21 protein-coding genes are annotated in these 20,710 nt (G+C 42.2%); 12 read left to right on the top strand and 9 right to left on the bottom strand.

What is annotated here, in order from left to right; all coding sequences use genetic code 11:
• Window positions 1-15 precede the first annotated feature (15 nt).
• The 4 genes from AB4153_RS21390 to AB4153_RS21375 form a co-directional block, all read right to left on the bottom strand.
• The gene (locus AB4153_RS21390) at window positions 16-282 is read right to left on the bottom strand and encodes a hypothetical protein (RefSeq protein WP_102526730.1); all 267 of its coding nucleotides are present in this window, start codon (window positions 280-282) and stop codon (window positions 16-18) included.
• 87 nt (window positions 283-369) lie between these two features.
• Window positions 370-1,158: a VOC family protein gene (locus tag AB4153_RS21385; RefSeq protein WP_303516502.1), complete on the bottom strand. Its 789-nt coding sequence runs from the start codon at window positions 1,156-1,158 to the stop codon at window positions 370-372.
• A gap of 208 nt (window positions 1,159-1,366) precedes the next feature.
• Entirely contained in the window at window positions 1,367-2,590 is a 1,224-nt protein-coding gene (locus AB4153_RS21380; protein WP_371998597.1) for an HlyD family secretion protein, read from the bottom strand.
• Window positions 2,587-2,931 carry an MFS transporter gene (locus AB4153_RS21375; RefSeq protein ID WP_229370826.1) on the bottom strand — a complete coding sequence of 115 codons (345 nt, stop codon included), beginning with the start codon at window positions 2,929-2,931 and terminating at the stop codon, window positions 2,587-2,589. Before AB4153_RS21375 ends, AB4153_RS21380 begins: the two co-directional genes overlap by 4 nt.
• A gap of 156 nt (window positions 2,932-3,087) precedes the next feature.
• Between AB4153_RS21375 and AB4153_RS21370 the strand changes: the two genes are divergently transcribed.
• A complete protein-coding gene (locus tag AB4153_RS21370) occupies window positions 3,088-4,140 on the top strand; it encodes a helix-turn-helix domain-containing protein (RefSeq protein WP_371998596.1) in 1,053 nt (350 codons plus the stop codon).
• Between the two features lie 27 nt (window positions 4,141-4,167).
• Here AB4153_RS21370 and mtr read toward each other — a convergent pair whose 3' ends face one another.
• Complete coding sequence (gene mtr / locus AB4153_RS21365; protein ID WP_229370823.1) at window positions 4,168-5,412, bottom strand: tryptophan permease; 1,245 nt, start codon at window positions 5,410-5,412, stop codon at window positions 4,168-4,170.
• A gap of 11 nt (window positions 5,413-5,423) precedes the next feature.
• Window positions 5,424-7,844 carry a glycerol-3-phosphate 1-O-acyltransferase PlsB gene (plsB, locus tag AB4153_RS21360; protein ID WP_229370822.1) on the bottom strand — a complete coding sequence of 807 codons (2,421 nt, stop codon included), beginning with the start codon at window positions 7,842-7,844 and terminating at the stop codon, window positions 5,424-5,426.
• A 418-nt stretch (window positions 7,845-8,262) separates the two neighbouring features.
• Here plsB and lexA point away from each other — a divergent pair, with 418 nt between their 5' ends.
• From lexA to AB4153_RS21330, 6 genes are all read left to right on the top strand, one after another.
• Window positions 8,263-8,880, top strand: coding sequence for a transcriptional repressor LexA (gene lexA / locus AB4153_RS21355; RefSeq protein WP_102526723.1), 618 nt, complete (start codon window positions 8,263-8,265; stop codon window positions 8,878-8,880).
• Window positions 8,877-9,383, top strand: coding sequence for a cell division inhibitor SulA (locus AB4153_RS21350; protein ID WP_229370821.1), 507 nt, complete (start codon window positions 8,877-8,879; stop codon window positions 9,381-9,383). Before lexA ends, AB4153_RS21350 begins: the two co-directional genes overlap by 4 nt.
• Window positions 9,384-9,825: 442 nt before the next feature.
• Complete coding sequence (gene coxB, locus AB4153_RS21345) at window positions 9,826-11,394, top strand: cytochrome c oxidase subunit II (protein ID WP_371998595.1); 1,569 nt, start codon at window positions 9,826-9,828, stop codon at window positions 11,392-11,394.
• Window positions 11,395-11,403: 9 nt separating this feature from the next.
• Window positions 11,404-13,026, top strand: coding sequence for a cytochrome c oxidase subunit I (gene ctaD, locus AB4153_RS21340; protein ID WP_194944986.1), 1,623 nt, complete (start codon window positions 11,404-11,406; stop codon window positions 13,024-13,026).
• Between the two features lies 1 nt (window position 13,027).
• Entirely contained in the window at window positions 13,028-13,591 is a 564-nt protein-coding gene (locus AB4153_RS21335; RefSeq protein WP_229370819.1) for a cytochrome c oxidase assembly protein, read from the top strand.
• Complete coding sequence (locus AB4153_RS21330) at window positions 13,588-14,463, top strand: cytochrome c oxidase subunit 3 (protein WP_371998594.1); 876 nt, start codon at window positions 13,588-13,590, stop codon at window positions 14,461-14,463. Before AB4153_RS21335 ends, AB4153_RS21330 begins: the two co-directional genes overlap by 4 nt.
• 5 nt (window positions 14,464-14,468) lie before the next feature.
• On the opposite strand, the gene AB4153_RS21325 is transcribed toward AB4153_RS21330, so the two are convergent.
• Window positions 14,469-14,687: a DUF2909 family protein gene (locus AB4153_RS21325; RefSeq protein WP_102526718.1), complete on the bottom strand. Its 219-nt coding sequence runs from the start codon at window positions 14,685-14,687 to the stop codon at window positions 14,469-14,471.
• On the opposite strand from AB4153_RS21325, the gene AB4153_RS21320 reads away from it, so the two are divergent.
• The 5 genes from AB4153_RS21320 to AB4153_RS21300 all read left to right on the top strand — a co-directional run bounded on the left by AB4153_RS21320 (window position 14,686) and on the right by AB4153_RS21300 (window position 18,730).
• Window positions 14,686-15,573: an SURF1 family protein gene (locus AB4153_RS21320; protein WP_371998593.1), complete on the top strand. Its 888-nt coding sequence runs from the start codon at window positions 14,686-14,688 to the stop codon at window positions 15,571-15,573. The genes AB4153_RS21325 and AB4153_RS21320 overlap by 2 nt on opposite strands.
• Before the next feature lie 40 nt (window positions 15,574-15,613).
• Window positions 15,614-16,168, top strand: a complete 555-nt coding sequence (locus tag AB4153_RS21315) for a hypothetical protein (RefSeq protein WP_248956604.1) — start codon at window positions 15,614-15,616, stop codon at window positions 16,166-16,168.
• The gene (locus tag AB4153_RS21310) at window positions 16,168-17,148 is read left to right on the top strand and encodes a heme A synthase (RefSeq protein ID WP_248956603.1); all 981 of its coding nucleotides are present in this window, start codon (window positions 16,168-16,170) and stop codon (window positions 17,146-17,148) included. The genes AB4153_RS21315 and AB4153_RS21310 overlap by 1 nt, the downstream gene beginning before the upstream one ends.
• A gap of 15 nt (window positions 17,149-17,163) precedes the next feature.
• Window positions 17,164-18,075 carry a heme o synthase gene (cyoE, locus tag AB4153_RS21305; protein ID WP_371998592.1) on the top strand — a complete coding sequence of 304 codons (912 nt, stop codon included), beginning with the start codon at window positions 17,164-17,166 and terminating at the stop codon, window positions 18,073-18,075.
• A 61-nt stretch (window positions 18,076-18,136) separates the two neighbouring features.
• A complete protein-coding gene (locus tag AB4153_RS21300) occupies window positions 18,137-18,730 on the top strand; it encodes an SCO family protein (protein WP_371998602.1) in 594 nt (197 codons plus the stop codon).
• A gap of 114 nt (window positions 18,731-18,844) precedes the next feature.
• On the opposite strand, the gene AB4153_RS21295 is transcribed toward AB4153_RS21300, so the two are convergent.
• Entirely contained in the window at window positions 18,845-19,174 is a 330-nt protein-coding gene (locus AB4153_RS21295; protein ID WP_303516474.1) for a hypothetical protein, read from the bottom strand.
• A 98-nt stretch (window positions 19,175-19,272) separates the two neighbouring features.
• Window positions 19,273-19,941 (bottom strand): hypothetical protein, encoded by a 669-nt coding sequence (locus AB4153_RS21290; protein ID WP_303516472.1) that lies wholly within the window; start codon window positions 19,939-19,941, stop codon window positions 19,273-19,275.
• Window positions 19,942-20,710 lie beyond the last annotated feature (769 nt).

Genomic DNA, 20,710 nt, shown 5'->3' with positions numbered 1-20,710 from the left:
AACACAATATTGATTTTATAGATCTTCACTCATGATCTGTTGTTTAAGTTTGGCTAATTGCATCATTTTTACCATTCCCCACATCATGGTCACACCGCCAATCGCCACCATAACATACTGTACATTCGCATTATCTAACATCGGCATCGTTGCAATGTTAAAGCCTGCAAAAATGCCATATAAGCCCGCAGCCATTAGCAAGGATCCAGGGAAATCAATCACTGCTACCATGGTCATTTTCTTTTGAATATCTGCTAATTTTTGCTCTTTGGTCTGCGACATGTTTCTTCCTTGAACTGGGTTGATAAAACTAAAAATTTTGTCTGATTCACTAAGCTAACAAACCCATGACCTTGGCGAAAGTATAATTTAGCAATCAGGTAGACTCAGTTTAATGATTGAAAATGTGCCTCCTTGAGGATCATCAATCACCGCAAACCGACCCACATCAGGTATATCTGTCGGCGGCACGCAAATTTTACCGCCCAACTCATCCGCTTTAGCTGCCATTGCATCGCAATCTTCAACGCTAAAATACAACATCCAGTGAGGTGGCATATCGCCAAACTCTTCGGTCATTTCCATCATGCCACCAATAGCCTGCTGAGCCACCATCCATTGGGTATACTCAGCAACACCCACTTCCGACATGTCCACCGTTTCAGTGTCAAAGCCCAAAACTTGGCAGTAAAAGTTTTTAGATAAGCCTGCATTGCGGCACATGTACTCAACCCAGCAAAGTGTATTAGGTTCAAAAGAACGTTTAATTCCTACATGTTCAATGGCTTGCCAAATAGAAAAACGCGCCCCTTCTGGATCATGGCACACGGCCATGCGGCCTGAATCTCCCACTTCATGAGGGCCTGCAATAATTTCGCCACCAGCATGTTTAATCGATTTCACTGTTTCGTCGACATTATCGACTGCAAAATACAGCTCCCAATGTGTCGGCTGTGATGCCATTTCTTTTGGCATTTGATACATAGCACCAATATCATCACCCTCTATCTGCAGCATAGTGTAGTGACCTTCTGGCATAGGCATATCATCGGCGTGCCATTGAAAAAGGTTTTGGTAAAAGCTTTTGGCAGAAAACCAGTCATGACTTGCAAGCTCTACCCAACAAGGCTGACCTTGAGCGTATTTAGACACTTTCATACATACTTGTCCTTGTAATAGTTAGCAATGAATAACGTGAACATGACTTAACAGTTAAGACGTTTTTTCAGCCGCTGTCGAGGTGAATCTTGATAAATACAACTCTTTACTGGCATAAAAAAGCGCCCTTATCTAAGGACGCTTTTAGAACGTTTGAGACTCACTAATTCAATCGTTAAGTACTTATCTTTATGTTAAGAACTTACCTTTATATAGACCAGATATAGTAAATCTGAGACTTCATTCGAATAATAATGCCGCGTATCACATCTAAAAAGCTCATAAACTCAGCAGGTTTAGTCCCTGATACCCAAGCTAATCCAACTGAACCGACTGGGATATCATACTCTGCAGACTCTTGTAGTTTTAAGCGCACAAAGTGATGCTTATTATTGATGTTTTGCCCTGTGGTCTGTCTGACATTGTCATCACGTGCTAATAAGCTGCCTTGCGCCTCTCCTGTTGCCTCAATAATCCCTTCAACTTCAGCGTTGAAAATTTTACTTGGGTACACCGCTGATGCAAACTCCGCCATTTGGCCAACCTCAACGTTACGTATCGCTTGGTGATTCACTCGCATCAGCACATACTTTTCATCGGTATACATCTGAATTCTCGGCGCAACACCAACATATTGGCCTTCTCGCATAATGAAGTTAGTCACATAACCATTAGCAGGTGCATAAACCTTTGTATTATCAAGGTTCCATTGTGCTTGAGCCACATTTTCAATTTCACTTTCTAAATCCGACTGACGGCTATCAACCGTTAAGTGAGCTTTTTGAATATCGAGCTTGGCTTTTTGAACTTCAGTTTTCGATTTAGCAATTTGAGTGACATAGGCATCGACTTTGGCTTGAGCTAAATCAACAGCTGTTTGCTGCTCATCTAACTGACTTTCTGTAATCGTGTCAGGCACTATGCTATTTTGCTCAACGTAACGCGCCAGCGTTGTCTCTTTCCAGGCTAAATCTTTCTTAGCTGCATGCAATTGGTTTTTACTGATGGCTTCATCAGAATTTGCCGATTGCAGTTCTTTCTCTGCAATAAGAATATCTTCTTTCGCTAGTGACAATGCGACTGTCGCGGTTTGCTTACCCACAGAGGCTTTATTTAAAGCAATTTGGTAAGGCTCATCATCAAGCTCATATATCAACTGCCCAGCCACGACCCTTTCATTGGGTTCAACATAAATGCCTTTTACATTACCTTTAATTTGCGTTGACGCAGGACGTAACTGAATGTGCGGTGATTGCACTACAGAGCCGCCTGTAATATCCATAGGTGCATAATTTAATAAACCGACCCACACGAACATTAACCAACCCGTGCCCCCTAAATATGCAAACGCTTTAGTGCCTTTATTCCACGGCATACCCACCATACGCAGAATATAAATAAACAATGCCCATACGGCTAAACCTTCAATCATGAGTTAACCTCTTCTTTTTGGGGAGTGGCTGATACTGGTTCGTCAGTATCCTTTTCACGCCATACATCTCTAATTTTTCTCAGTGCTTTACCAGTATCAATAAACGCAACCATCACAGCTAATACCCAGACCCAATGCCACAAAAAGCCTATCCAGGTGAGCGCAGTGATGAGCCCTATTTGTTGATGGTTTTCTTTATGCGCCTTATCGATTGGCAATTCATGTACCTTCCAAAAGCCATAACCTGCTGCGGCAACTACGCCGACTAAAACCACTAATGCAACGCCATGAAGTGCAGCATCAACACCTGAATCGACGAATGGCATACTGAATAAACTCATATTGATCTCACTTCTGTAAACTTAGATGTGGCTAGTTTGCCTCTACCGCTTCAAATCACAACATTAAGTACCCATTTGTATCAATAAATGTTATTTTTTGAATTAATCTGACACCTTCATATCATTAACCTGAACCTTAACTACAGAGAAATTGCCATGGCTTTTAATGTCTCTTTTATCCGCGTTTGCTGTGTGCTTCCTGTACTGCAAGGGGTTGAAGATCGCTATAACATCACCCATAGGGATCTTTCGATTCCTGATAGCTTGATGTTAGAGCCCATGACATTGCTCCCTTTCTCGGAGGTGGCCATGTGGTTAACAAAAATTGAGTTGTTAACAGGTGACAGTGACTACATGCTTAACATTCAAGAATATTTAGATATCGGCAGATTTAATCTGCCTAATAATTGGTTTCTCGCCACACCAGATTTAGCCATCACCTTTAGACGGGTTAACTATGCTATGGCTTGTTTTCATTCAGGGGCTAGTTATTACGGAGCTCAGTCAAACAAAATCATTAAGTGGTGTTATCGCAATGATTACGTCAGCTCAAAAGCAAAATCTCATGACTCGTTGAGAGTCGCACTGACCTTACTAAACACTTGTCGGTATTTTCTCGGAGCAGATTTTCAGCCCAAAAAAGTCATGCTTAGCGGCCCTTCAATTGGCCAACTTGGGGTTGAACAAGCCTTTGGCTGTAAAGTGACATGGAATGCGCCGCTTACAGAGATGTGGTTGGACATAGACTCTTTAATAAGCTCTGAACAAGATTTTTTATCTTCTCAGTCAACGCTGCAGCAAATTAAAAAAAATAACAGCAACAGCATCTCACTCAATCAGCTTGACTCTTATTTAAATATGCCACAAACCCATGACACACCTAAGGTGCTGTATGAGTTAGTCAATTACATTCGTTTTTATGGTTTACCTACAGTGGACTCATTGGCAGATTTGTGCGGTTTTTCACGTCAACAACTGCAAAGGCGTCTGCAGCAAAACGGATTCAGTTTTACGGAGTTAATGCGCTATATTCTCGGTAATTTGGCGATCAACTATATGCTAGAAGGAAGAAGCGTGAGTGAGGTTTCGGCCTTGCTAGGCTATGCGAATGTACGCAGTTTCAGTAAAAGTTTTCAGCGTCTTCATCGTCAAACACCGACTCAATATATTGAAAAGCTGCATCAAAAAAGCCCTCATAAGAGGGCTTAATATCAAATTGTAGCAATCAACATTTCATTATTGATACACAGGCAGTAAATCAGCCATTGCTAACAAGTGGCAAGCACCAGTGACGATACCAAACAGCATCACCACAGCAAGTAATGGTGTGCCGCCTGGCACGCGATAACTCGTTTCGTCAGCAAACATTTTACGAGATTGATATGCCATCATCGCAGGTACAATCGCGGTCCAAATAGTGGCAGCTAAAGCGGCAAAACCAATCGCCATTAAGAAACCATTCGGGAATAATAAGCCTAAAACGGTTGGAGGAATAAACGTCACCACGGCGGTTTTTAAACGGCCATTGCTTGACTCATCAAAACCAAATAAATCGGCTAAGTAATCAAATAATCCGAGTGTGACACCTAAGAAAGACGATGCTACGGCAAGGTTAGCAAATAAAGTCAGCATGGTATTAAGCCATGAGCTAGACATGACTTCAGATAATGCACCAACTAATACGCCCATATTGCCGCCTTGGGCAATAATGTCACTGAAACTGCTACGAGAAATATTGCCCATCGTGGCTGCTAACCAACAGCTATAAATCACTAACGCAATAAAAGTACCGATGAATATCGCTTTGATAATCACCTTTGGCTGTTTGCCGTAGTACTTCACTAGGCTAGGCACGTTACCGTGATAACCAAAACTTGCCAAACCAAAAGGCAGCGCCGCTAAAATATAAGGCGCATAGCTTGCTTCGCCATCTGGTACTAATAATTTTACGCTATCGACATCAATGAGTAGATTGCCAACCGCTAAAAAGAAGGTAATGATCATACCGCCAATCATCACAGTCGTGATACGGTCAACGGCTTTAGTACTTATCACCACCACAGCTGCTAGCAAGGCCGCAAACACTAATCCTGCGAGGCTTTGCGGCAAGTTAATCCCCATACCCGACAAAGTATGGTTCACAATCGAACCACCGCCACTGATGTAAGCATAGGTAAGGATATATAGCACGAAGGCTATTGATAGGCCGTTCACGATACGCCAAAACTGACCTAAAGTGACTTTGGTTAGAGTGTCAAAGCTGTCACCTGGTTTAAAGTGTAAGTTGGTTTCTAACAGCAATAAGCCTGAAACTAACATACAGAACCAAATGCCGATGAGCATGACTATCGAATAGCCAAACCACATACCAGCACTCACAACAGGAAGAGAAAACATACCGGCACCAACAGTGGTACCAGCAATGATCATTGCGCCGCCTAACAAAGATTTATTTTTCGGCTGCGTTTGTGTTGAACTCATAAAGTTAGTCGTTACCCATGTTCCACAGTCACACTATCGACTATGGTTTTACGAACAGATAATCGCAACATGCCATTGGCATGGTCACGAATTCGGATGACAGCAAATTGATTGTCACTACCCGACAAGTGCCCTAATTCTTTTAATTTTACACTCAAATTATTGTAGAGTTTTTTATCATAAAACTCTGGCGCAGTAATTCCGTGTAAAGCACCTAAACGCTGAGCTAGCATATGGCTCGCGCTTTCGAGATCTGAACGTTCAATATCCGGCTTGTAAGCCAATAAATTAAAGATAATCGCGTAACGTTGTAATGTCTCACTGACAGTTTCGGACAATAGCATTAACTGGGTAATATTACCTTGATTGACTTCAAACTCGTCAGTACCTGAAATCAATTGCTGCTCAACAAACAAGTCTAAAACATGATCGACATATGCGGTTAAATCCTCGATACCCATAAACAATTCAGCTTTAAGTAATGGGTAAAAGTCATTGACGATTTTATGAATATTTTCACGATTATGTTCTTCATATTGCACTAAGCAACTGGCAATTAATGAAGGCACTGCCATCAAGTGAATAATGTTATTGCGATAATAACTCATCGCAATCACCGCATGCTCTTCAATCGCAATAATCTCACCTAATTGATCACTAGTTGAAGTAAACTTTTTCAGCGATAAACATTGCTCAATCAACTCACTTGGCGTCCCTTCGGCAACCGAGGTATAGCCGGTGTACGGCACATCTTTCAATAACTTCAGGTATAAGCCTAACTGGCTTTCAAGCTCACTGCGCTCTAACGCATTTTGCTCTGCAGCCAACAGCACCATACTGGTTAACGTGACTGAACTCGCCGCCGCAGCACTGTTGATATTGGTCATCACTTTATTGGCAAGTGTGTTAACCGCAGGCGTTAACCAAGTCGGTTTTTGCTCAGGATCTTGAGCAATTTCTTCACGCCAGTCTGGCGCTTGTTGGTTCAAGAATTGTTGTACGTTAATGGGTTCGCCAAAATTGACATAACCTTGACCAAAATTACCTAATTTACGTAATGCACCAAATACCTGCCACACCGATTCTTTTTGCTTCTTCTTACCGCTTAACTCTTTATGGTAAGTCGACACTTCCATCACGTGATCGTAACCCAAATACACAGGCACCAATGTCACAGGACGCTCGATACCACGCAAAACACTGTTCACAGTCATCGCTAGCATGCCCGTTTTTGGCGCTAGTAAACGACCTGTACGTGAGCGGCCACCTTCAGTGAAGTACTCAACTGAATAACCTTTGGCGAATAATTGATCTAAATATTCTCTGAATACGGCGGTATATAATTTATTACCGTTAAAACTACGACGAATAAAGAACGCACCACCACGACGGAACATTGGCCCCGCAGGCCAAAAGTTCAAGTTAATTCCGGCAGCAATGTGCGGTGGTACCATGCCTTGATAATAAAGGATGTAAGACAGTAATAAGTAATCCATATGGCTACGATGACATGGCACATAGACAATTTCATGGCCGTCATGGTGTAGCTTTCTGACTTTTTCGGCACTTTTAATACTGATACCACTGTATAACTTGTTCCATAACCAAGTTAAAAAGCGCTCAGCAATGCGGATCAAGTTATCAGAATAATCAGCGGCAATTTCATCGAGGTACTCAATGGCTTTTTCGCGTGCTTTTTCTTCAGATATCTTTTTGTTCGCCGCTTCTTCTTGAATCGCTTTAGTAATAGATTCAGATTTTAGTAACGAATTGAACATCGCCTGGCGATTTGGCAGTTGCGGTCCTGTCATCACTTTACGTTGACGTCTGAAATGGACTCGTGCAACGCGGATGAGTTTATGGGCAATACTGACATCCGTACCATGCTCATCAGCCATGTAACGTAATGACATTGCATTAGAGAATTGAATAAAGTTATGGCGACCTAAAAACAGGATCATTAACCACTTACGCAGCCAAGTCGGGTTTTCGCGCTCAAACACGGCAGCGGTCATGGTGTCATCTTCCTTACCAGGAATACGTCCCCAATAAAGACTAACAGGCACCAACTGAATATCTAACTCTTTATTCTTTTGATGTAATTCGAGTAGTTTGGTGAAATTGGCGACAAATTTCTCACCACTGTGGCGCTTGCCAAACAGCGGCTTTCGTCCTTCAACACAGACAATTCTTGGGGTATTTAAACCATCAACATCCAGTCTTTCATAAGGACTTGGTAAGCCAAACTTAGCCGACATTTCATGCAAAGCAGCAATGTCACTCAGCGACTCTGTCTTCATGACATAGACCACTGGCTTTTCTGGATCTAGATTTAAGTCAGCGAACGGATCTTCAGGCACAACAACACTGTGTACCATTAATTTCTGAATCCAACGCAACGATTTAGCAATGATAGAATCTGGTTTTAGCATGAGTATTCGCATTATCTACAACGATTTATTGCGCATAGGATACCAGAATCTAGATGGGATTCACTAACCTGCTTATCTGTATTTAACAATTGAGCAGCAATATGAAGACCATTAGCTGAAAATAATTAAGCAATTCCAACGCTGATTTATGCTGGACGAAATGCATCAACAGTACTGTATAAATATACTGTATCGACCTAAAATCTCTCTGTTAAGTACTAATATTAAAATTAGTGCCAATAAAAAACATACATAACCAAAAACAACTAAGATAATGATTTACAGCAACTAAAATACAATGTCAGATAATAAAAACAACAATAAACCAGCAGATAGCATAAATTTCATTGGTTAATACTTGCGCGACCAAAGATACTGTATATAATGACAGTCACTGTATAAAAAAACAGGAATCAATATGAGACCTTTAACGCCACGACAAGCTGAAATTCTAGAACTAATTAAATGTAATATTGCTGAGACAGGTATGCCACCGACTCGTGCAGAAATTGCCACTAGATTAGGCTTTAAAAGTGCTAACGCTGCCGAAGAACATTTAAAGGCGCTGGCGAAGAAAGGCTGTATCGAAATTATTCCTGGTACTTCACGCGGAATCCGCATGATTCAGGAAGAAGAGGAAGTTGAAGAAGGCCTCCCTCTTATCGGACAAGTTGCAGCAGGTGAACCTATTCTTGCGCTGGAACATGTTGAACAATACTTCCAAGTTGATCCTGAAATGTTCAAACCAAATGCTAATTTCTTACTACGAGTTCGTGGCGACAGTATGAAAGACATTGGCATTATTGAAGGTGACCTATTAGCTGTTCACAAAATGCAGCAAGCTAAAAATGGTCAAGTGGTCGTCGCTCGCGTAGATGATGACGTCACAGTTAAACGTTTTGAAAAGAAAGGCAACGTTGTTTATCTGCACGCAGAAAATGAACAATATTCGCCGATTAAAGTAGATTTAACATGCCAGAGCCTGACAATTGAAGGGCTTGCAGTTGGCGTTATCCGAAATGGAGGTTGGTTATGAACACATTATTAGGTAATGCACCACGTCATCCAGGCTTATGGGTCGATATGACATCAACAACTGCGCCAGTTAAACAAGGCATTGAAACTAAGCAAAGTGCCAACCAAGGCTTAACTGAGTTAACCCAGTTGTGCAGCCATTTGGCCATTTTAAGCCAGCAAGGTCGTTGGATTGTACTGATTAATCCTCCGCATATTGGCTATAAACAAATATTGGCTAACGCTAACGTTCGCATGGATCGTGTTTTACTTGTTCACACTAAAGATGAAGTAGAAACGCTTTGGGCGATGGAAAAAGCACTAACAAGTGGTACTTCCAGTGCCGTTATTACTTGGACTACACCACTAGATGCGCGTGATAATCGACGCATTCAATTGGTTGCTAAAAGCGCATTAGCACAAGGTGTCATCATTGAAGATGTAAATACTCACTTACATGATGAACATATGGGCGCCAATACTTCTGTAACACCAACAAGCTTAAATTTATCTGCTTTTCACTAAACAAATCTCTCTTTAAAAAGCCCTTCATTTATGTGAAGGGCTTTTTTTTGCGCCTTTTTTCAGCAAATTAGATGATAAAGTGATCTTGATCAATATTTAATCTCCAAGTAATGTAGTTAACAAGAGAGTAACAATTTGCTGTCACTCTTGAGTTTATAAAATGATAAAAAGCTACAAAACGCTGTAAAGATTGTGCTGGTACCATGCGGTATAGAAAGCCTTGAATAAAAAGCGTCAATTTAAGAATTGAAAAGTTCAGTATTAGGTACAAGTGTGGCCACCATAAACCAATAGAATAATCGAGTATTGATACTCGCAGCCACCGTGTACTTTGAAGTGATCAAACTTTTTCGGGAATAGAGAAGTTTGCATAGAGCAGAGTATTACTGTGTGACTTTTCCTTGTTGTTATTGCAAATCGCAATTGGCAGAGGAGTGGTCTTGTGAAGCGATTGTTGTATGGATTAATGGTGCTGCTATTTGCAGTACCGCTTGCGGCGGCTGATATGCCGCTTAACATGACGCAAGGCGTAACAGAAATCAGTGGCAAGGTTTATGACCTCCACATGATTATTCTATATATCTGTTGTGCTATCGGTGTTGTGGTCTTTGGGATCATGATTTACTCAATGATCTACCACAGAAAGTCAAAAGGCGCAGTGCCGGCTGATTTTCATGACAGTACCAAGGTTGAAATAGCATGGACAATCGTGCCATTTATCATCCTTATTGGTATGGCAATTCCTGCCACTAAAACTCTGATTGCTATGGAAGATCCTAGCGATGCAGATTTAACCATTAAAGTGACTGGCTCTCAGTGGAAATGGCATTACAGCTATTTCAACGAAGATGTCGAGTTTTTTAGTTTACTCTCAACGCCTGCAGAGCAAATCCAAGGCTCTGCGGAAAAGACTGAAACTTACTTATTAGAAGTCGATAAACCTCTCGTATTACCTATTAATCGTAAAGTTCGATTCTTGATGACCAGTGATGATGTTATTCACTCATGGTGGGTACCTGCATTTGCGGTTAAAAAAGATGCTAACCCTGGTTTCATTAATGAAGCATGGACAAAAATCGATAAAATCGGCACCTACCGTGGCCAATGTGCTGAGTTGTGCGGCAAAGATCACGGCTTTATGCCAATCGTGGTTGAAGCAGTTTCCGAAGCTGATTATGAGCAATGGCTGCTTGACCAAAAGCAGCTAGCCGTAGATGCCAAAGCTGCAGCTGAAGCTTCACTTTCACAAACACTCACATATGACGAGTTAATGGCTCAAGGTGAGCAAGTCTATATGGGCGTTTGCGCCGCATGTCACCAACCAAACGGTGCTGGTCTCCCTGGTGTATTCCCATCGCTGATTGGTAGTCCACTGATTAAAGGCCCGGTAAGTCATCATGTTGATATCGTGGTTAATGGTAAAGCAGGCACTGCAATGCAAGCATTTGCTAAACAGCTTACTGCTACAGAAATCGCAGCTGTTGTAACTTACGAGCGAAATGCTTGGGGTAATAACTCAGGTGATGTTGTACAAGCAGCTGATATTAATGGCGGCGGTTCAACAACTGAAAGCAACCCTGCGAGTGACAGTGCAACGCCTGTGACCTTACCAGCGACCGCTGAGCAAGTAGAACAAGCTGCAACTGAAGCTGTTACCGAAGTGATAGAAGAAGCAAAAGCAGAAGTCGTACTTGATGATTTAACCATGGAAGAACTGATGACCATGGGTGAGCAAGTCTATATGACCAATTGCGCCGCATGTCACCAAGCCGCTGGCACAGGTTTACCTGGTGCTTTCCCTTCATTAATCGGCAGCCCAGCGATTACAGGGCCTGTTGACGGTCATATTGAAGTTGTCGTCAATGGCAAAGCTGGTACTGCAATGCAGGCATTTGGCTCTCTACTCACACCGCAACAACTCGCAGCAGTTATTACCTATGAGCGAAACGCTTGGGGTAATGATTCTGGAGATGCTGTACAGGCTTCTGACGTTGATGGTCATGGAAAGTAAGGGATTAAAATGAGCACTATTACACAAGATACAACCGAAGCTCATGATGGTCAGTCTCACGATGACCATGGCCATGATGATCACCATCATGGCGCGCCGAAAGGCATCATGCGCTGGATTTTAACCACTAACCATAAAGACATTGGCTCATTATATTTATGGTTTAGTTTCATCATGTTTCTCACTGGCGGTGCAATGGCGATGGTTATCCGCGCCGAATTGTTCCAGCCAGGATTGCAATTAGTAGATCCAAACTTTTTCAACCAAATGACCACAGTTCACGGACTGATCATGGTATTTGGTGCCGTTATGCCTGCCTTTACCGGCTTAGCTAACTGGCTTATTCCAATGATGATTGGTGCGCCAGATATGGCACTACCTCGGATGAATAACTGGAGTTTTTGGATTCTGCCATTCGCGTTTGCCATTCTGTTAAGTTCGTTATTTATGGAAGGCGGCGGGCCTAACTTTGGTTGGACCTTCTACGCACCACTATCAACGACCTACAGCCCTGATACCACGGCATTATTCGTCTTCTCAGTACACATTATGGGCATAAGCTCCATTATGGGCGCGATTAACGTGGTCGTGACTATTGTGAATATGCGCGCACCAGGTATGACATGGATGAAGTTGCCATTGTTTGTATGGACTTGGTTGATTACTGCATTCTTATTGATAGCGGTGATGCCCGTACTCGCAGGTGCTGTCACCATGGTATTAACCGATAAATACTTCGGTACTAGCTTCTTCGATGCTGCAGGTGGTGGCGATCCGGTGATGTTCCAGCATATTTTCTGGTTCTTCGGTCACCCTGAAGTTTACATTATGATTTTACCATCCTTCGGTATTATCTCGGCGATTGTGCCAACCTTTAGCCGTAAAAAGCTCTTTGGTTATTCCTCCATGGTTTACGCCACCTCAAGTATTGCGATTCTGTCGTTCTTGGTATGGGCGCATCACATGTTTACTACGGGTATGCCAGTATTCGCCGAGCTATTTTTCATGTATTGCACCATGTTGATTGCGGTGCCCACAGGGGTAAAAGTGTTTAACTGGGTCGCAACTATGTGGCGTGGTTCTATTACCTTTGAAACGCCGATGTTATTCGCTGTCGCCTTTATCATCTTGTTCACTATTGGTGGGTTCTCGGGTCTGATGCTGGCAATTACGCCTGCGGATTTCCAATACCATGATACTTACTTTGTGGTTGCTCACTTCCACTACGTGTTAGTGACGGGCGCAGTGTACTCCATCATGGCCGCCGCCTATTACTGGCTGCCTAAATGGACAGGACACATGTATAGCGAAACCTTAGGTCGCTGGCATTTCTGGTGTAGTACGATTTCAGTCAACGTGTTGTTTTTCCCAATGCATTTCTTAGGACTTGCGGGTATGCCTCGCCGTATTCCTGATTATGCAATTCAATTTGCTGATGTTAACCAAATCGTCTCTATTGGCGGGTTTGCATTTGGTTTATCGCAACTTATCTTCCTAGCCGTAGTGATTAAGTGTATTAGAGGCGGCGAGAAAGCAGCAGATAAACCTTGGGAAGGCGCTGAAGGTCTAGAATGGACCATCGCAAGCCCAGCACCTTATCACTCATTCACTACACCACCAGAGGTAAAGTGATATGAGCCAGCCAACAAAATCAAACCGTAAATTACTAATAGGTCTCGTACTGGGCTCTATTGGTATGTTCGGCTTTGGTTTTGCACTGGTACCGCTTTATGACGTACTTTGTGACACCTTGGGAATTAACGGAAAACCCCAAGGTACAGCAAGTAGTTATGAGGCGGTGGTCGTTGATAAAGAACGCACCATTACTATTGAATTTATCGCCCAAGTACAAGGCAGCATGCCATGGGAGTTTGGCCCTAAAGTGAACCGTATTCAGGTTCACCCAGGCGAACTCACCCGCACAGCTTTTTTAGCAAAAAACCTTTCTGCTAAACCCCTTGTCGGCCAAGCAATACCCTCGGTATCGCCTGGTCAAGGTGCAGCGTATTTCAATAAAACCGAGTGTTTCTGTTTCAATCAACAACCCCTAGCTGCAAAGGCTGATGCTGAACTGCCATTAATCTTTTATGTGGATCCAGACTTACCAGATTCCATTAAAACTTTGACTCTCTCTTATACCCTCTATGACATCACAGACAAACAAACTGCGGCCATAGAGCAAGGAGCAGCAAGATGACAACTAAACATGAAAACTACTATGTGCCAGCGCAAAGCGTTTGGCCCATTACCGGCGCTATCGGGTTATTCCTGATTGCTTTTGGCGCAGGTTCCTACGTGCAACAGTTAGCCACTGAAGATACTTCAGGTGGTTATATCCTAGTGGCTGGTATTGCAGTCATTATCTTTATGCTATTTGGCTGGTTTAAAAATGTCATTGATGAATCAATGTCAGGCTTATATTCAGCGCAAATGGACCGTTCATTTCGCCAAGGAATGAGCTGGTTTATTTTCTCTGAAATTATGTTCTTCGGGGCATTTTTTGGCGCCTTATTCTACGCCAGAATGGTCGCTATTCCATGGTTAGGTGGTAGCTCGAATAATGCCATGACCCATGAAGTGTTATGGCCAACATTTGAAGCCATGTGGCCATTGATCAAAACCCCTGATGGCACTACCACTGAAGCCATGCCTTGGACTGGGTTACCGCTTTATAACACCCTCATCCTTTTGGCTTCTTCAGTCACCTTGCACTTTGCTCACGTGTCACTGGAAAAGTCTAAACGTAGTGCATTAAAAGTCTGGTTAGGCTTAACCATTTTATTGGGTATCGGGTTCTTATTTTTGCAGGTTGAAGAATATGTTCACGCATACCAAGAAATGGGGCTCACGCTTTCATCTGGCATCTACGGAAATACTTTCTTTTTGCTCACGGGTTTCCATGGCATGCACGTCACACTGGGGACGGTGTTCCTGATTATCTTGTTCTTTCGGGTACTCAAAGGTCACTTCACCCCAGAAAGCCATTTTGCCTTCCAATCAGGCAGTTGGTATTGGCATTTTGTCGATGTGGTTTGGCTCTGTTTGTTTATTTTTGTCTACGTCATTTAAACAAACTAATAAGGCCTTGGATTAGGGGTTACCCAACCTAATCCTAAGGCCAGTAATAACAGCACCATCACCAAAGCAGAAAAGATAACTCGACGTCCTAAAAATTGACTCATTGGTTGTTTATTTTCAGCTTTAACCATAATAAACAAGGCTCTAGCTAGATTAAATAATATGAATACAAGCAGCAGTACTAATACAAGCTTGAAAATAACTAAGGTGTCCATGGGCTCTCCTTTGCGAGTCTGGCGACTATCTACTGGGTTATTGCTGCTTGTTACTGTGAGTGTGTTTTGTATTTTGGTCAAGTTAGGCGTTTGGCAACTTGATAGAGCTGAGCAAAAAACGGCGTGGCAAGCCACCTTGTCAGCCAGACAAGCTGCAAGTGAATTAAGTTTTGATCAACTGCTTGCTTTTGGCGCTGATGAAAGACTCAGTGGTTACCGTTTAAGCGTCAATGCGATTCCGGTAAATCAGCAAATATTACTACTCGATAACCAAGTGTTTGAAGGGCGAGTCGGTTACTTAGCCTACCAAGTCTTTCAAGTTGCTCATGCAGGTGCGAATACAAATGCTGTTACAGGTACTAATACAGGTGCTATTACAATTGATAATGCTGAAGCAGTAAAAAAAGACCTACCTTGGCTTATGGTTGAATTAGGCTTTGTTGCTGCCAATATCGATCGTCGAATTTTACCTGACATTATCCCAGTGCCATTGTCAGCCATTGACCTTAATGGCCGCGTGTATCAAAAACAAATTAACCCTTTAAGCCACCAGCTCCATGCGGAAGACGGCAAAGTGATGCGTTTTCAAAACCTCAATTTAGCGGCCTTAGCTGAGAAAATAGGCCACCCACTGGCACCAGTAGTACTGCAGCCAGATTCAATCCCTAACATTGCATTACCTAAGCCTTGGACACCCATTCCATTATCAGCCCAAAAACACCAAGGCTACGCACTGCAATGGTTCACTATGGCGGCAGTATTTTTGTCACTGATGCTATGGATAGGATGGAAACACTTAATAAAAGCGACACCTAAAAGCTCAACTCATGCCACTAATAGCAAGACAACTAGCAAGACAACTAGCAAGACAAGTGAAAACGAATAAAACCAAACTAATAAATTAAGCCGTAACAAGAGGAGCAAGTATGAACTCCCCAGTAAAACCTAAAAACAACAAGGCATTGTTTGCCCTAGTACTGGTATTTATCTTACCAGTGGCCATCGCAAAGCTGGTATTAAGCATGGACTTATACAATGGCGCTGCAACCAATAAAGGCCAACTTATTCCGCCAGAGGTGAGCTATCAAAGCTTATCAATGGAAAATCCGCATCCACAATCTTGGCAGCTGTTATATCTATTGCCTAAAGACTGCCTAGAGCAATGTCAGCAACGTTTATACGTACTGCATCAAAGTCATGTGGCTCTGGGTAAGCATCAAGACCGCGTGAGTCCTATTATCATGCTGCAACCTGATAGTGACACGGCAATCCTTGAAAAGCTCAAAGTGCCATTTGAAACAGCCAATGCTAGCCAAGCCATCATCGCAATGATGACAGAACAGCAAATGATTATTGTCGACCCGCTCGGCAGCCTAGTGATGGAATATCCTGGCATCATCGGTGAGCAAGAAAATATGGCTCAAGGCAAATCAATGATTGCCGACCTACGTAAGTTATTGAAGTTGTCGAGGGTCGGTTAATGGATATAAAAAACCTCCTCAAATTCACCTTGGTATTTACCTTCGCTGTTATTTTAATGGGCGCTTATACCCGCTTATCAGATGCGGGCTTAGGTTGTCCTGATTGGCCGGGTTGTTATGGTCATATTGGTGTACCCAGTGATGCAGCCGACTTGGCTAAAGTAGAAACCAACTTTCCAGATCTTACCGTCGAGCCTGAAAAAGCTTGGCTAGAAATGATCCACCGTTATATTGCCGGCGCATTAGGCTTAATGGTGTTAACTATTTTAATTGTTTGCTTAAAAAGAGCCGATGCACCGAAAAAACTGCCGATCTTCATTTCCGCACTCATCCTATTTCAAGCGGCATTAGGTATGTGGACCGTCACGATGAAGTTAATGCCCATTGTGGTCATGGGGCATTTAATTGGTGGCTTTAGCTTGTTTGCCTTACTACTTTTGCTCTACCTAAGAACCAAACCCTTAAGGATCCCCGGCGGCGACTCTTACGCGCGAAAACTCGGGCCATTAGCAATGGTGAGTTTAGTCGTGTTAGTGATACAAATTATTTTAGGCGGCTGGACATCATCCAACTACGCCGCATTAGCTTGTACCACATTGCCAATTTGTGAAGGTGACTGGTTAGAAAACCTGCAATTTGCTAAAGCCTTCTCGCCATTTCAGGGCGATCACCCTAGCTTTGAATATGGCGTACTTGAATACCCTGCTCGAATGACGATTCACGTCACTCATCGCATTTGGGGGGTTATCACTGCCATCAGCTTATGCTGGCTAGGCGTTAAATTACTCAAAGCACAATCGTCAACCATACGTCAAAGTGCGTGGATATTAATTGCCCTTGTCGTATTACAAGTAGGCTTAGGCATCAGCAATATTGTGATGCACTTGCCTTTAGGCATTGCAGTCTCACACAACGGCGGCGCAGCATTACTGCTGTTAACCGTTATTTTCATTAACTATGCGCTGTGGCGTAAAGCATAAAGCAAGGATTCTATTATGGCTAAATCACTATCTTTACCCGCAAGCGCAACCAAAAATGACACTCTGCAATGGCGTGCTTATTTCGAAATGACCAAACCTAAAGTCGTCGCGCTGATGCTACTGACGGTATTGGTCGGTATGTGCTTAGCACTGCCTGGCGCTGTACCGCTGCAACCACTTATTTTTGGCATGATTGGTATAGCCATGATGGCAGGCGCAGCAGCAGCTTATAATCATCTCATTGATCGCCGTATCGATGGTTTAATGGCACGTACCTACAACCGTCCTTTACCAAAAGGAAAAGTGTCTGCAATTAAAGCAATGACCTTTGCCACCTCTATTGGCTTAGGTGGGTTTATCATTTTATACGCCTTAGTGAATCCATTAACTGCATGGCTAACTTTTGCTAGTTTAATTGGCTATGCAGTGGTGTATACCGCCTATTTAAAACGCGCGACACCGCAGAATATTGTCATTGGTGGGTTAGCTGGCGCCATGCCACCACTATTAGGCTGGACAGCTGTGACTAATGAACTGCATGGTAATGCCTTGTTATTAGTGATCATCATTTTCACTTGGACACCACCACATTTTTGGGCTTTAGCGATTCACCGTAAAAAAGAGTACGCCAAAGTCGATGTGCCAATGCTACCTGTAACCCACGGAGTAGAGTTCACTAAAACCTGTATTTTGCTATACACATTATTGCTAGCAATAGCCTGTTTATTACCTGTGCTTGTTGGTATGTGTGGCCCTGTTTATTTAGTGGGTTCAACCATTTTAAGTTGTGGCTTTATCTACAAAGCATGGCAACTTAAATATCATGACAAACCAGGGCTGGCGATGGATGTATTTAAGTTCTCTATCTACCACTTAATGATTCTGTTTTTGGTGTTACTTGTCGACCATTACCTTTGGGTCAATTAATGGCAGTATCAGTGAGCAGTAGAGGGGAAGAAATGTGAAAAAGATAATCGCACTGGCTGTGATGATGTTAGGTTTAGGCGTGGCGGTAGCGGTTAATTTTTCGCAGCCTAAGCCACTTGAACTTGCCAGCAGTTATATGTTCGACCAACCAAGAGCATTAGCGCCATTTACTTTGCATGACCAACTGGGCAATGAGTTTACTAATCAGCAACTACTCGGCAAATGGAGTTTAGTGTTTGTTGGGTTTACCTCATGCCCTGATGTTTGCCCAACCACACTGAATAAACTCAATGCTGCTTATACTGAACTGCAATCAGTATCAGACGATATTCAGGTGGTGTTTGTGTCGGTTGACCCAGACAGAGACTCGCAAACCAAGCGCTTAGATTACATCAACTTTTTTAATAAAGACTTTAAAGCAGTCACCGCTGAACATGCACAGTTATTCCCGTTTACCAGAGACTTAGGTTTTGCCTATGCCATGGTTGGAGATGGCGATGACTATCAAGTCGACCACAGTGCTAGTTATGTTTTAGTCTCACCCCAAGGGGAAAAATACGCTGTGTTTAAACCCAAACAACAACCAGGGAAAATTCCACAGATTTTAAATAAAGAGCTGGTTGCGGATCTAAAGCAGATCATTGAAAGTGCTTAAGATTTTTATATAGGTATTGGAAATATAACAAAGCCTCAATATGAACATATTGAGGCTTTTTGATGGGCGGTGGTTTTGAGCTTACTAAAACTTCAAACTAATAAATGCGTTTCCTCAAAAGTTGATTGTATCTATTCGTTCTCTCAATTCTCGTGATTTTATGTGAACCACAATCATTGCGATAAAAAAGTAAGCCATAAAGAAAGAAAACAGAGAAGTATAAAAAATATCGCCACTTGAAATAGCTGAAGTTAAACTTAGTGACATTGCAAAAGTCATCAAAATATACCGCCAATATTGAATTTTAACCTCATAAGCATTTGAGGCAATATTGTGAACGACTAATACGGGCATAGTGAGCTTTGAAAGGCTTATAGAGATTCTATTATTATGTATTTGAGCCTTAAAACCATCACCCAATAATTCTTCGAGTAATTTGTTCATAAAAATTCCTTTTAAACGAATAACATCCTGTTAATGAGTAAAATTTAGTTGGCTATAAAAAGTTTACACTGCCTCCAAATTTTATAACTTATTGTTTTTTATACCTTACAACCTACTTTACTTTTAGTATCTAAAATGAACGCCGCATAAGATGGAAAACCAGCTAATTTAATTACCGCTTCGGGGTTATTCTTAGAAAAAATATTATTTTCATCAATACTCTTATCAAACATTAAGCATGATTCATTTACTTTACCTGCTTTGGAGTAGGTAAAGCCCATAAGTAGATATATGTTAGTTAAAGAATCGTGTTCTTTATTCTCAATATACACTTGCTCTGTTCTTTTGAAATACTCTATTGATTTTGAATATCTATTTTCATAGGTAACACCTGGTTCCAGAAAACCTTTTTCTATGTACCTTGATTGATATTTATTAACTGCATGAGAACTAAGAAACAAACCATATACTCTATTAAATTCAGCTAAACCAATATTATTATTCTCTTTTATGTAAATTTCCTTGGCTTCATTTAAGAGTTTCTCCGCAGGTAGAGCTCTATATTTTTCTTCAAATAACCATTTAGCTTGTGCTACCTTTTCGTCAGGATTATTTGTAGTTGGAACTAAAGCTGCGGAACAGGCGCTTAAACTAGCAACCCAAAGAATTATTGTTATTATGCGCATATCAGTCCTTAAAAATATAACGCTCCGCTCAGCGGAAGCAGTTTGGTTGGCTAAAATCAGCGAGGCACGAGCGATAGCCAACCAAACGATCGCGATCCGCCTGCAGCGGCTTGTTATGTGTGTACACGCCAATAAGCATGGCTACCAAAAACCTCTACGCTTCCAAAATTGCCAGCCAGATGGAATCCTCCCGGTATCTTAGAGAATTCGTCAATGTTTCCGTAGTCAGTTGAGCCGTCAGGGTCAACACAGCCTTCCACTGACTCCATGTCAGATAGCCCTGTTATTTGTTTACATCCACTAATCACAAGGGTAAGACGACGGTAGCATGTGTACTCATTGGGTTCGGGATCAAGATACCATTCGGACTCGGGCTAAATGCTAGTCTCGAGCTCAATTTGCAATTCATCATCCACAAGTTTCCACGACATCACGAACGAATCATTTAGGTCTATCCCGCGAAACATATCTATTTGACGCCAATCCATGTCGCCTCACACATAACAGTATATTAGGCTGAATTCCGAATAAGAACGGTCTTAATAAGAACAGGTCGCCAGTACTTTAATCACTCAAGACTAACAGTAAACCAGTGTATCAATAATGAGTTATAACGTAGAAACAACTCATTCCTAGTTTCTCCGTCTGAGTGAAACAAAAAACTGTCATCATTGCATAAATTGCAATATTCACGCAGAAAGAGAAGTCACTATACTCCGGCCTAAATGATAATTCGGGGCAAAGATGAACTAGCTTTTAAATTTGTAAAACGCATTCTTGATTATAATCATCAATCCCAAAGTACATTTCCAAACTTCGTTTGAATTAGGGTCAAGGTCGTGGCGCTTCG

The organism is Shewanella sp. 10N.286.52.E4, from assembly GCF_041468785.1.
Taxonomy (GTDB): domain Bacteria; phylum Pseudomonadota; class Gammaproteobacteria; order Enterobacterales; family Shewanellaceae; genus Shewanella; species Shewanella electrodiphila.
Note: the sequence above shows the minus strand (reverse complement) of the source record. Positions and strands in the feature narration are given on the sequence as shown.

What these genes read in the sequence shown, in the direction of transcription:
- AB4153_RS21390 (WP_102526730.1), bottom strand. Translation starts at nt 282, where the DNA reads ATGTCGCAGACCAAAGAGCAAAAATTAGCAGATATTCAAAAGAAAATG.
- AB4153_RS21385 (WP_303516502.1), bottom strand. Translation starts at nt 1,158, where the DNA reads ATGAAAGTGTCTAAATACGCTCAAGGTCAGCCTTGTTGGGTAGAGCTT.
- AB4153_RS21380 (WP_371998597.1), bottom strand. Translation starts at nt 2,590, where the DNA reads ATGATTGAAGGTTTAGCCGTATGGGCATTGTTTATTTATATTCTGCGT.
- AB4153_RS21375 (WP_229370826.1), bottom strand. Translation starts at nt 2,931, where the DNA reads ATGAGTTTATTCAGTATGCCATTCGTCGATTCAGGTGTTGATGCTGCA.
- AB4153_RS21370 (WP_371998596.1), top strand. Translation starts at nt 3,088, where the DNA reads ATGGCTTTTAATGTCTCTTTTATCCGCGTTTGCTGTGTGCTTCCTGTA.
- mtr (WP_229370823.1), bottom strand. Translation starts at nt 5,412, where the DNA reads ATGAGTTCAACACAAACGCAGCCGAAAAATAAATCTTTGTTAGGCGGC.
- plsB (WP_229370822.1), bottom strand. Translation starts at nt 7,844, where the DNA reads ATGCTAAAACCAGATTCTATCATTGCTAAATCGTTGCGTTGGATTCAG.
- lexA (WP_102526723.1), top strand. Translation starts at nt 8,263, where the DNA reads ATGAGACCTTTAACGCCACGACAAGCTGAAATTCTAGAACTAATTAAA.
- AB4153_RS21350 (WP_229370821.1), top strand. Translation starts at nt 8,877, where the DNA reads ATGAACACATTATTAGGTAATGCACCACGTCATCCAGGCTTATGGGTC.
- ctaD (WP_194944986.1), top strand. Translation starts at nt 11,404, where the DNA reads ATGAGCACTATTACACAAGATACAACCGAAGCTCATGATGGTCAGTCT.
- AB4153_RS21335 (WP_229370819.1), top strand. Translation starts at nt 13,028, where the DNA reads ATGAGCCAGCCAACAAAATCAAACCGTAAATTACTAATAGGTCTCGTA.
- AB4153_RS21330 (WP_371998594.1), top strand. Translation starts at nt 13,588, where the DNA reads ATGACAACTAAACATGAAAACTACTATGTGCCAGCGCAAAGCGTTTGG.
- AB4153_RS21320 (WP_371998593.1), top strand. Translation starts at nt 14,686, where the DNA reads ATGGGCTCTCCTTTGCGAGTCTGGCGACTATCTACTGGGTTATTGCTG.
- AB4153_RS21325 (WP_102526718.1), bottom strand. Translation starts at nt 14,687, where the DNA reads ATGGACACCTTAGTTATTTTCAAGCTTGTATTAGTACTGCTGCTTGTA.
- AB4153_RS21315 (WP_248956604.1), top strand. Translation starts at nt 15,614, where the DNA reads ATGAACTCCCCAGTAAAACCTAAAAACAACAAGGCATTGTTTGCCCTA.
- AB4153_RS21310 (WP_248956603.1), top strand. Translation starts at nt 16,168, where the DNA reads ATGGATATAAAAAACCTCCTCAAATTCACCTTGGTATTTACCTTCGCT.
- cyoE (WP_371998592.1), top strand. Translation starts at nt 17,164, where the DNA reads ATGGCTAAATCACTATCTTTACCCGCAAGCGCAACCAAAAATGACACT.
- AB4153_RS21300 (WP_371998602.1), top strand. Translation starts at nt 18,137, where the DNA reads ATGATGTTAGGTTTAGGCGTGGCGGTAGCGGTTAATTTTTCGCAGCCT.
- AB4153_RS21295 (WP_303516474.1), bottom strand. Translation starts at nt 19,174, where the DNA reads ATGAACAAATTACTCGAAGAATTATTGGGTGATGGTTTTAAGGCTCAA.